The organism is Candidatus Hydrogenedentota bacterium (assembly GCA_035416745.1).
Classification (GTDB): Bacteria; Hydrogenedentota; Hydrogenedentia; order Hydrogenedentales; family SLHB01; genus UBA2224.
In genome coordinates this window covers 47114-59289 of the sequence record DAOLNV010000017.1, presented here as the reverse complement: position 1 = coordinate 59289, position 12176 = coordinate 47114, and the positions used below count along the sequence as shown (strand labels likewise).

Annotated in this window: 7 protein-coding genes; 3 read left to right on the top strand and 4 right to left on the bottom strand. The window is 63.2% G+C overall.

What is annotated here, in order from left to right:
• Window positions 1-657, top strand: a 657-nt coding sequence (locus PLJ71_08030; protein HQM48623.1) for a hypothetical protein, incomplete at its 5' end; no start/stop codon positions are given.
• A 287-nt stretch (window positions 658-944) separates the two neighbouring features.
• On the opposite strand, the gene PLJ71_08025 is transcribed toward PLJ71_08030, so the two are convergent.
• On the bottom strand, window positions 945-2390 hold the full coding sequence (locus tag PLJ71_08025; GenBank protein ID HQM48622.1) for a hypothetical protein: 1446 nt from the start codon (window positions 2388-2390) through the stop codon (window positions 945-947).
• Window positions 2391-2408: 18 nt separating this feature from the next.
• A complete protein-coding gene (locus tag PLJ71_08020; GenBank protein HQM48621.1) occupies window positions 2409-3995 on the bottom strand; it encodes a tetratricopeptide repeat protein in 1587 nt (528 codons plus the stop codon).
• Window positions 3996-4788: 793 nt separating this feature from the next.
• Between PLJ71_08020 and PLJ71_08015 the strand changes: the two genes are divergently transcribed.
• Window positions 4789-8328 (top strand): AsmA-like C-terminal region-containing protein, encoded by a 3540-nt coding sequence (locus PLJ71_08015; GenBank protein ID HQM48620.1) that lies wholly within the window; start codon window positions 4789-4791, stop codon window positions 8326-8328.
• 83 nt (window positions 8329-8411) lie between these two features.
• Here PLJ71_08015 and PLJ71_08010 read toward each other — a convergent pair whose 3' ends face one another.
• Window positions 8412-9758, bottom strand: coding sequence for an alpha-L-fucosidase (locus PLJ71_08010; GenBank protein HQM48619.1), 1347 nt, complete (start codon window positions 9756-9758; stop codon window positions 8412-8414).
• Window positions 9759-9914: 156 nt separating this feature from the next.
• On the opposite strand from PLJ71_08010, the gene PLJ71_08005 reads away from it, so the two are divergent.
• Window positions 9915-11012 carry an SDR family oxidoreductase gene (locus tag PLJ71_08005; GenBank protein HQM48618.1) on the top strand — a complete coding sequence of 366 codons (1098 nt, stop codon included), beginning with the start codon at window positions 9915-9917 and terminating at the stop codon, window positions 11010-11012.
• 9 nt (window positions 11013-11021) lie between these two features.
• Here the strand turns inward: PLJ71_08005 and PLJ71_08000 are convergent.
• Window positions 11022-12176, bottom strand: a 1155-nt coding sequence (locus PLJ71_08000; GenBank protein HQM48617.1) for an MFS transporter, incomplete at its 5' end; no start/stop codon positions are given.

The following is a 12176-nucleotide window of genomic DNA, read 5'->3' as shown; positions in this document are numbered from 1 at the left end:
CCGCCGAGCGCGGGGTACGGCTTTGGATACGCGCAATTGCGCGGAGGCGCGCGGTTCGCACTTTACGCCTCCGAGGGCGACGAAGTGCGCTTCGCGCTGAGCTATCAGAAAGTTGGCGGGTATGGCGGCAATACGAGCCCGGTCCTCGTCCAAGGGCCTTCCGGAGAAGAGGCTCACCGTGCCGAAGCCGCGTTCGAGGCCGAGACCGAAATCGCGTTCACCGCCCCCGCCACGGGCCTCTACCGCATCACCGCCGACGCCGGCCAGAACCGCATTGCGCTGACACGCAGCTCTCACCCCGTGAATCTGCTTGGCGAGGGCCGCCGCATCGACCTCATTCATGCGCCCGGCGATTACGTCTTCTGGGTGCCCGCTGGAACCACCGAGTTCGCCGTGCACGTTGCCGGCGAAGGCTCGGGCGAAGCCATCCGCGCTGCGCTGATCGATCCCGAGGGCAAGGCTGTCCAGGACGCCGACAACGTGGTGGCAATGCATCCGTTGGAAGTCGAACTCCCCGAACCCAGCCCGGGCGCCGCATGGACCTTGCGCCTGGCCAAGCCGTCGGTTCAATCATGGGAAGATCATTCCGTGGACCTGCGGGGCATCCCCCCGCTGTTGGCTCCTGTGCGCGAGGCCCTGCTCGTGCCCGCGAACTGAGCCACCAACCCCGCCGAGTCAAAGGAATCGCGTACTTGGCCTCGCCGGGTGTCGGCACTGCGATTCGCGGCGGCTGCGCCGCGCTCAAACCCGAAGGTCCATGCGTCCCATGAACGAATTCATGCCAACGTCTTGAACAATCGCGGCTTTTGATGCGGTGCCCGCAGCGCGAATGAGAGTTCTGCGGCCCACAGCTCGCACAGGTCTCATGAATCCCATTCTGAACGTGAGGCACCTGCGCAGGCTTGCCTCTCTAACGAGTCGTGCCGGAAATCCTCTTGCGGTACTCAATCGTTCTTCTGTATGCGCAAATCGACTTGAGGCAGGAGACGTTCGACTTCTTTCTGGTATGCGTCGTCCAGCATGCGCTCGTATATCGCCTCGCGCTGCCGGGCGCCTTCGCTGCCTGCCAGGCGGCTGGCGTCTACGCTGCTGCCCGCTCCGCTGAGGGCCAGCGCGCTCTGTTGCAGACTGGACTGCATTTCCCGCAACCGGGCCGTCACGGTGTTGATGCCGGTCTGGGCGGCCCGCTTCTCGACCACGAACTCCGTCGTGACGCCGCGATACAGTTCAAGCGCGGTGCGCAACTGGGTAATGGCTTCGGCATACTGTTTTGTCGATGCCTTCACTTCGGCAAGCTCTTCGAGTTCTTTTGCCTTGCCGATGGCGTCCCGCGCCGCGGCCAACCGGGCATCCCGCTCCCGAATCAGCTTCTCCGCCGTCAGGCGCTTGGCTTCCGCGAAGGGATGCAGGGGGTCCACCTCAAGCGCCCGGGCGTAATAATCGCGAGCCGTCTCGAGGCGTTCCTGCTTCAATTCCTCATCCGCAAGGTCGATGTAATAGTCGGCAATCCGTCGAACCACGTCCTTGCGCTCCGGCTCCTTTTCCAAGACCGCAAGGTACTCTGTCACGGCGCGCTCACGCATACCGGCTTCATACATCATATCGCCGATCTCTTTCATGACGTCGCCGGTATATACGTCCAGCACCCCGAACCGTTTATGGGCAGCATCGACTTCGCCCGGGTTGCCGCGGTCAATGTAAAAGGCCATGGCGCGAAGCACGTAGCTGCGCTTCTGTTCTTGCGATACGCCTGCCGCGACGCCACGCCGCTGAAGCACGGTGTACCAGACGTCGCCCACGGCATTGATGGAGCGGCTGATGTCTTTGCCATAGGTTGATTTCGCTACGCCGTCGAACCCCAGCCCCGACTTGTAATCGCGCTCGAGCATGGTCCGGCGCGCCTCGAGCTCCGTCGCGAGCCTCGCGAAATACTCCGCTGAATCCACCATTACCCGCGTCTGGAGGTCCAGTGCCGTCTCTGTAATGTTCTGATCCACATCGTCGTAATACATCTTGCTGTAAACGGGACCGGCGGCCTGCATCGGCGCGGTCACATTCGCGGCCACCTTCCCCACCGCGCCCAGCCGGAAGGCAAAATAAGGGTCCACCCCCGCCTCGCGCACTGTTTGAAGCAGTTGAACCTGGGTGAGGATGGACCGCACCGGCTCGGTGTCCGCGGAAGGGATGATACGTTCGAGTTCCCCAGAGGTGAGGGAAGCTCCTTGACGGATTTCCTTTTCCAGCTTCGATAGTGGCGCCACGCCCTCTTTGGACAACATGCGTCCCGCTGTAGTTACAATCGCGATTTGCGACTGGGGCCCCCACGCGCCTGCGGGCAGGGAAGCCCACAACAGCCCCATCACCGCCAAGCCTAACGCACTTTTCCGCATCGGCACTTTCCTCGCGGTTTATGTAGCACCTTCCGTTGCTTTGAGCGATTCCTTGAGCTGAGTCAACAACGTTCGCACCTCCTCGGCGCGCGTATCTTTGGACGCAGGATCGGTGAGTTCCAGATAACGCTCGAACCTGCCCACGGCCTCGGCAGGGTTGCCCGTTTCCAGAAAATACAACCCAAATTCGAGATGCGCCGGGGCATACTTCGTATCCGCCTGAATGGCCTTGCGAAACGCATCGCGCGCGGCGACATCTTCCCCAGCCCGCGCATACGCGCGCGCTTGAAGGGTGTACAGCGCCGCATCGGATGCGCCCAACTGGACCGCCTGCGTCAGGCTTTGCGTGGCTCGGGCGGGGTCGTCCATCGCCAGATACGTCCGCCCCAACTCTACCGCAGCTTGGGCCGCCAGAGGCCCCGACGCCTTCACCAGCGGGTCCAGTTCCTGTATCGCCTCTTCATACAACCCTTGTTCGCGCTGGCAGACCGCGAGAAAAAGCCGTGCCCGCGGGTTGGACTCGTTGATGGCCTGCGCCCGCGCCAGGTAGTCCCGGGCATCGCTGAATTGCCCTTGGGAAACCAGCAGTATCCCCAGCAGCGTCAACGCATCTTCGTCGAATCCGGTTCCATTGTTCACCGCCGACCGCAAGTACTCGGTTGCGCCGGCCATATCGCCCTGTTCAGAAGCCAGAATGCCCGCCGTAGCCAGAACGCCGCCATCGTTGGGGGCTTCCTGCAACACTTGCTGGATCGTCTGCCGGGCCGCCTCCACATAACCCTGCCTGGCCGTACCCACGGACAGCAGCTGGCGTGCCGCCAGCGCCGTGGGTCCTCCTCCCAGCGCCACTTCGCGCAACGCCTCGACCTGCCCAGCTATGTTGCCCTGTTTGCCCCGGAGCAGCGCCAAGAGAAACCACGCATCCCGGTCGGCCGGAAACTCCTTTACCATGTTTTCCAGGGCGGCGATGGCCCGCTGCCGCCCCTCGTCGCTGCCGGCCTTTGCCCAACTCAGAGCCAAGCCCATATGAGCATCCCGGCGGGCCGGGTCCAGACGCACCACGCTGGCCAGCTCGCGGGCCGCGTCGGCATAATTCGCGTTCTCCCAGTGCATCCACGCCAAGGCCTGGTGCGCGTCAACCGAATCTGGAACGGATTCGAGATAATCGTTCAAGATCTTGATCGCTTGCGCCGCGTTCCCCTTATTGTATTCATCGAGGGCGGCTTGCTTCGGGTCGCGCTTCAGGATTAACAGCAACACAAAAAGGAGGATTACCGCAATCAGGAAACCCAGCGTGGCAATCGCAACCCATTTAAGACTCACCGACGGCAGCGCAAACGGCCGTCTTGCAGCCTTCTTGGCCGGGGCGGGCTGTTCTTCGGTGATCCGCTGGCCCGTCAGCAGATTCGTTCCGCACGCCACGCAAATGATGTCCCCGCCCTGCACCAACGCGCCGCATGTCGGACAGGTCTCTTTTTCCCCGCTGCTGCGCCGCTGGCCCGGACTCGCCTTCTTGCGCAGGAAACCTCCGCAGTGCACGCAATTGTCCAGGCGCGGGTCGGTCAGTTTTCCGCAGTAGGGGCAATTCATCATCGATGATGCCACGATACTCCTCCTTGCACCGGCGGATGCGCCGTTTTCCAGGACCCCGGGCCCTACGGCCGGTCGTCCGGCAACGGAGCCTCACAGGCTCTGCATTTTCGGGCTTCCAGAAAATTCCGCGTGCCGCACGCGCGGCATTTTCTAAAAAACAGAGGCGGCACACTCACCAGCGTGCACACGGCGATGATAGCCAACATGATTGTTACATACATCGTGGCCGACATCTGCCTGGAAGCCTCCGTCTGGTCTCCCTTTATCGAGCATTCAGAGGAAGGCGCTTCCTGTCTTCTGGGCTCATTCTAGACCCAGGGTAATCTCTTGTCAACGGAAGTCCTTACGCCAAACGCCCTTATTTGAAGCCGTCGTGACACAGCGAGCGGGGACGGCCTCCGCCGCGCCACCCTGCGTGCCTTCTGCACGTGCAGCATGGCCTTCACACTCGCGATTCGGGGCCTTGGCAAGCAGTCCGGCTTCTTCGGCGCGTATTCCGAGGGCCGACACCTCCTCACAGGCCGCCTCTCCATCCTCCCAATCAGGCCGGCGCGCCACGCCACGGCCACCCGGAGCCTTGAACACCTCTCTGTTCCGCTTCGCAAAGCAGCATAGCACCCGTCAGGAGGGGTTACAAGCCGACAGTGCCCAAGCCCTTCATTGCCGGCGCGCCGGTCAAATGGTAGACTACGAACAGGCCTGTATTGAAACCGTTGAGGCACTCCGTTACCGCAGGGAAGAAGGCGGCCCCGCGAGTGCCCGGCTAGGACCTTGCGGTCCTGTTCAGAGAGTGACGAGCGTCCCGATGACCGAAACCAACGCACACCCGAAGAAATCTTGGCTTCGCCGCCATAAGTGGTTGACAGCCTTAGCGATCCTCGCCGTTGCGGGCCTCGCCGCGGTTCAGGTCGTCGAGTATTTCGTGAACGTGGACCGCTACCGCGAGCAGGCAGAGAGCTTCGTCGAAGACCGCACGGGAATGCCGGTCTCGATAGACCGCCTTGAACTCACGCTCATCCCGCAGCCGTCTGTTTCGGCGTATGCCGTCGTCCTTGGAGAGGGCGACCTCAGCGTCCAATGCAGCGAAGCCCGCGTGACAGCCGAGTGGAACGGCCTGTTTTCGCGCCGCGTCACCGTCTCGGAGGTCACCTTGTACGGTCTGGCTGCGTCATTCCCCGAAGAGCTCGCGAAGGTCCAGGAGCGCATCGACATCATTCAAGAGAGGAGCAAGAAGGAAACCTCCTCGAAGTGGAAGGTGAGCGTCGAGAGCATTCGGGCCCGCTCCGCACGGATTAGCGTGGCGGGCATCAGCCGCCCGGTCTTCGTGGGCGATATTCTTGCCCGGGATATCCTGACGGGCTCGGTCCCTGTCGAGGCGGACGGAACATTGCCGTTCCTGGGCGAGACTGCGCGCGCGGCCGCCAATGTCGTTATGGCCATCCGGAAAGGCGGTTCGCCGGCCGTGGCGCCATCCGGCTGGGTCGAGGTCCGCGGGTTTGACCCGCGCCAGGCATTCGAGCGCGAAGCCATGCCTCCTTTGATCCTCGAAACGAAAGCCACATTTGACGAGGTCACCTCTGACACCATCGGCATGAAGCTCGAAGGCCAGGCCGCCGCCGCCGAAGGCGCCCCGCAACTGGTGCAAGCCGCCGCCGGACCCTTTGACGGCACTCTTTGGATTCGCGGCGGCGAAGTCACCTTGAATGATTTCGAATTGACCGCGCCCAACCTTACCGTACGCGCTGACGCCACCCGGAGCCCCGATGGCGCGTTCGCCTGCGAACTCCAGAGCGCCACGGTGGAGGGCGACGCGCTCGCGGCCGTTTATGCCTTGGTCAATACCGAGGGACTCGAACTCGTGCCCCAAAAGGAAGCCGCCGTCACGGCATCCGGGCTGTTGTTCGGTGTGGATGCGGAAGGCGCGCTGCGCCTGGTTCGCGGCAACATCGAATTCGCTGGGGTGCAGCCCACGCTGGCCAGCGGTTCAAAGCCTTTCGGCGACATCCGGGGCAAGGTGCACCTCGACGAGGGCGTAGTCCTTATAGACGAGATTACCGGCACGGGTCTCGCCATAAAAGGCGCCGTCAAACCGGAGCTTGAGCGCGCGGGCGCGTCTGTCGACCTCGCGGCCGATCTCACGCTCTCGCCGGAAGTTGTCGCGGCGTTTGTCAAGAAGAACGATACCGTAAAGGAACTCGGCGGCCATATCGCCTTCAAACGCATCGCCGGCACGTTCGAGAAAGGCAAGCCGCTGCCCGAAGACCTCCAGATCGACGGGACCATCGACAAGGGGCAAGCCAGACTCGCTTTTGCGGGACTCGAGGAGACGTTGACGGGCATATCGGGCCGATTCGAGGCACAGCCGGACGCCATCAGCGTCAAGGCGTCGTGCCAATCCACGCTCTTGGGGCCTCTATCAACCGATGCCCGCATCAGTCCCCAGAAACAGCGCATTACCGGTACCGTGCAAGCCGATCTGGCCAGACTGAATCTGCCGTTCCCGCAAGACGAAGCTTCTCGCAACGCACTGATGGACTTCGCCCGGGCCTATGGCGTCTCGCACTTCGAACTTGACGCCTCTCTCCCCACGGCGGATACCGCCGAGGGGGCCGTCAGGCTTGCGCGCCAGGAATCGCCCGCGCTGTCCGCCATAATCGCGCTGGGCCGCAAGAACGATGCGATGTCCGTGATGTCGGTCGATGCCGCGGCGGCCGTGCCTGTGAGCGCCGCACGCGCCTTGCTGCCTGCCGCCATGGAGGTTGACGGTACCGCGGCCGTCACCGTACAACTGCCGATGGACCAGGAACGGTTCGAAGCCCACCTTGACCTGTCTGAGGCGTCCCTCCGGTTCGGCGATTATGTGAACAAGAAGCCCGGCGATCCCGCTGCGGCAGACGTGCTGGTCGCCCGCGCAAACCAGGTATGGAAGCCCCAGACCGCCACGCTGCACTATGGCGGCGAAGACATCGTCGCCCGTTTCGAGCAGGACCGCGTGGCCAGCGACTTCGATCTCGAGGTCGCCGCGCTCAAGAATCTGTTTGCTGAGAATGTGCGCGCGGACGGTCATGTGGCGGGAACCCTGCGAACAAACCCCATTGACCTCGAGCTGACTTTGCAGGACTGCGCGCTGGGCCTCTCGGAGGAGCTCCGCTTCGATTCCATTAATGGGCGGGTGGCGTATGCTGACGAAACACCGCGTCTCGACAATCTCGCTATCCGGGGGCTCAATTCCGATTTCACCTTGACCGTGCACCAGACGCCCTCGGGCGTCTGGCAAGGCGCTGTGCGTGGAAACCAGCTCGATATCGACACGCTGACCGCCGCGGCCGAAGGGTTTTCGGGCAAAGACAAGGCTTCCGCCATTGACCAGCCGGAGACGGCGCAGGGTCCGCCCGCGAAGTCCCGCCCCAGCCTGGACCTCCAGGTGCAGCTCGCCAACGTGCTGTACCGCCACGCTCAAGTCGGCGACGTGCGCGCCACCGTGAAGGGCCAGAACGGCGTTTATGATGTCCAGGACTTCACCATGGCACCCGGCAGCGGCACGGTGACAGGGACCGCGAAGGTTCAGCTGGCGACGGCTCCGGAGCCGTCCTCGATAGCCATGGACCTCGCCCTGAACGAGGTCGATTTGTCCGTTGTGGACGGGTTAGCCTTCGCCGCGCCCCGAGGGCTGAAGGGGGCGACTACCGGCACGCTGCAACTGACGGCCCCCTTCGGAGGCGGCATAAACCCGACAAACGGCGCCACGGGAAACGTCCGGTTCGTATCGCGAAACGGCACCCTGGGCAAGCTGGGCATCGCTACAAAAATCCTGACCGTCATGCGCACCACCGAGATCATCCGCTTGCGGATGCCCTCCACGAAAGACGAGGGCATCGCGTTTGACACCTGCGAGGGAAAAGTGACGCTGGATAAGGGGTTCATGACCATCAACGAGTTCGTTTTGAAAAGCCCCACCCTCGCCATGACCGCCCGAGGGTCCGTCGATTTCCCACAAGATGCCACCGACATGTTGGTGGATATCAATTTCTTGCAGATGGCCACGCAGGTGTTGGATGCTGTAAAACTGGGCGATGTGGCGGACCAGATCCGCAAACAGTCCAGTTACCGTTTAGCCGTCACCGGGCCGCCCGCCGACCCCAAAGTATCGGTACAGGGGCTTACCACGGCCGAAGGAATCACGGGTCCGGTTACCGATACCGCCCGGGACGCCGCGAAAACCGGACAACAGACAGTCGTGGATGTGTTGCAGGGGTCGGCGAACATTCTGCGCGGCATTCTTGGCGCGGAAGGCGGCCAGAAGAAGTCCCCGGAAGAGCCAAAGAAAGACTCTCAACCAAAATAGTCCGGGGATGAGTCCCGCGCCCGTGTGCCAGGGGCCGCCCCGGACAACGCGCCGCACAGCGCCACGTGGCCGCCAGCCGGCGCCTATGGGTTAAGCGGCGCGATATCCACCGCGTTGCCGTCGATCTTGAGCGCAATGATCGTGTCGATCTCCTGGCGGTCCGCTTTTGGAACGTGGAGGGCGACGCCCTTTTCGTTCTGGGTCATCTTTACCGAGCCGCCGGTCAGTGCCGTGGCGCTCGTTACCTTCGCATCGATGGGCGGCAGAACGAGCGGCTCGCTTCCCCCATCAAAAAGGTGCACGTAGATGGTGTCGCCCTTGCATGTGGACACGCCCCAGCTCGCATCCGGCGCGAAAGGTCCGCCGCGCGTGCCGTAAATGCTTTCGCCGTATTGTTCGAGCCAGACGCCCATCTCGCGCAGACGTTCGGCCTGCTCGGGGGCGATGCGTCCGTCCGGCATAGGCCCGACATTGAACAGCAGATTGCCGTCCCCGCCCGCGGTCTGGATGAGAGTCCGCAGACACTCTTTGAGCGGCTTGATCTTGTCATCGGGTTTCCAAGCCCATTGGGTGCCGATGGTCATGCACGTTTCCCAGGGATGCTCGCGGTTGAACGCGCCGACCTCCTGCTCGGGCGTGTCAAAATCCCCGGCGTACGTGCCTTCCTGGGTCGTGCCCTTCATGCCTTGGCGGCCTTTGCCGACGCGGTTGTTGACCAGGATATCCGGCTGCAGGCTTCGAACGTAGTTGTAGAGCCGAACGCCCCGCTCCGGCGACCATTGCGGCTCCCATTCGCCGTCGAACCACATGACATTGAACGGGCCGTATTTACCGAGCAGTTCCGCCATGTGCCCGTAAACATATTTCTCGTAACGGTCCATACTGGGCTCCTGGCCCGCGGGCAGGGCGTAGCCCGGGCCGCCCTGGTTGTCTGACGTGTTGTAGTCGGGCTGGTACCAGTCGAGAATCGAGTAGTACGTTCCGAAGGCGATGCCGCCTTGCTTGCAGGCTTTCGAGAGCTCCGCGATCACGTCCCGCCCGAACGGCGTGTTCATGATGTCGTAATCGGTCTGGCTCGAGTCCCACAGGCAGAACCCGTCGTGATGCTTGGACGTCAGCACCATGTAGCGCATGCCCGCGTCCTTGGCGATACGCACCCATTCGGCGGCGTTGAACGCCGTCGGGTTGAACTGCTTGTAGAGCTGGTCGTACTCCTGGACGGGCACCTGCTTGCCGCGCGACCACCCGATCTCAGTGCCTTTCAGCGATACCGGACCCCAGTGGATGAACATGCCGAATCGCAAGGATTGCCACCGTTCGAGCGACGCCCGGTCGGGCGGCCGGAGCTCGGGAATTTCGGCAGCTTGCTGGGCCGCCGCTCCCATGCAAACCCCGCCGCATAACATCACGAGAACAACTGTGCGCACCATTGGACCACCCTCCGAATCTGGACCATGCGATTTACGCCACAACACCGCTTCCGTGACATGAACATTCAGCCTGACACGATCTTGTCCGTGTTGCAAGCGCGGCTGGCAAGGTGTTCTCCCGGATGATAGAATCCAGCCTGTGAGGTCATTCGCGTCGTGACGGAAAGAACCATCTTCATCACGGGCGGCGGGGGATTTATCGGACGCCAGATAGTCGCGCGGCATCTTGCGCGTGAAGGCGTGACCCTGTACCTCCTCGAACACCGCCGGTTCGCGGAGCGTCTGCGGCGCTTTGTCCGGACCGCCGTGCCGGATGACGCGGCGCGGCGCGCCACTGTCGTCGAGGGCGACATCACCCAGCCGGGCCTGGGCCTTGACAAGGAAACCGCCGCGGCGATTCGGGGGTCCATGACCCATGCTCTGCACCTCGCGGCGGTCTATGATCTGGGCGTGCCCGCCGCCGTGGCCCAACGTATCAACGTGGACGGCACCCGTCACGTGCTGGACTTCGTCGAGAGCGCGCCGCGACTGGTGCGGTTCGGGCACGTCAGCACCTGCGCCGTTTCAGGCACTTTCGCGGGGACGTTTACCGAGGATGATTTCGACAAAGGGCAGACTTTTGGCAACCATTACGAGGAAACCAAACATCTATCGGAGAAGCTCGTGCGCGAACGGCGCGACGCCATCCCGACGGTCATCTTCCGGCCGGGGTATGTGGTCGGCGATTCGAAGACCGGCGCATTCGACAAGCTCGACGGGCCCTATTTCGCGCTGCGCCTGATCGCGCGCAACCTGCACTGGGTCGTCCCCGATGCGCCCGATGCCTTTTGCAACGCCCCGCCGGTGGATTACGTCGCTGACGCGTGCGTCTGCCTCCTCGAGGACGCTGATTCAACCGGGCGCGTGTTTCACCTGACCGATCCCGAGCCGCTGAGCTACAACGAATTCTTCGATGCGGCCTGCGCGGCGTGGGGCAAGACGAAACCGCTTCTGCGCCTTCCTCTCTCGATGATTGGGCCGCTGTTTCGCCTGGGGCTGGTCGCGAAGGTTTATGGGATGCCCTACTACGTGCTCGTGTACTCGGGATTGCGTGTCCGCTACGACGCGAAACAGGCCGTAGCCGCCCTCGCCCGTTACGGTATTCGCTGTCCCCGCGCATCTGAATATCTCCCTGCGCTGGTCGCCTGGTTCAAGGAGCATTACCGCGACGAGGATATCCGGAAAGGCGAGCTTTACAGAGAAATCGCGTCCTGAGAGACGGGTTTACCGGGCGTGGGGACGCAACAGCGCCGCGCCTATCGCGCCGAGCACGGCCACGCCGGCGGCAAGCAGCCACGACGAAGCCAGCGACCCGGAAGCGTCCGCGAGCGCTCCCGCGACGCTGGGTCCCGCCGCCTGCCCAATGCCGAAGAACAGGGTGATGAACCCCAGCGCTGCCGGGGCCATGCGCGGGCCCAACATGTCGCCGCACGCCGCCGCCATGATCGCCGGGATGCTCCACGCGGTGAAACCGAACAGAACCGCGGATATGGTCAAGCCGGCGGGGTTCGGGACCAACGCGAACAGCAGGAACGCCGCCGTGTGGATGGTGTAGACGATCACCAGCGCCCATTTCCGCCCGATAAGGTCTGAAACGGATCCCCACACCAGGCCGCACAATATGCTGCACCACCCCATGATCATGAACAGTCTGCCCGCCTCGGCCTGGGTATAGCCGCCGCCGGACATCAGGTATTTCACGAAAAACGTGAAGTAGATGATGTACGAGAATCCGAATGCGATATAGACCAGCCCGATGTGCCACACCGTCCATGACCGGTACACACTGGCCCAGCGGAGCGGGCTGGTGCGGGGCGCGGGCGCCGGGTCGCCGGGTTGCGCCCCCACGGGCAGCTCGCCGACGTCCTCGGGATGGTTGCGCAACACCAAAAAGCTCGCTCCCGCAAGGAGGATAGTGATCGAGCCGAGAATCCCCCAGCACACGCGCCATCCCGCATCGCCAAACAACGCGAGCAGCCTCGGCACGCCAGGTCCCAGCAGGATGAGAGCAAACGACGACCCTGCCACGCCGATTCCCGCCGCCAGGCCTCTTCGGCGCGGAGCGAACCACGCCGCCAACAGACCCATCACCGGCACGTTGCTTGCGCCGCTCCCGATGCCTGTCACGCAGCGCCAAAACGCGGCTGAGAGCATTCCGCCCGCGAGGCCCGTCAGAATCATGGCCATGCCGGCAAGGGCTAGGCCGGCCGCGATGACCGCGCGGGGACCGTACCGCGACGCCAACGCCCCGCCCAGAACGGAAAGCACCAGATACCCCACGAGATTGGCCGTCGCCAACAACCCCGCCTGGGTGTTGTCCATTCCGAGGCCGGCCTGCATCGGCGCGAGAAGCATGCTGTAGCCGAACCGCGCCAGTCC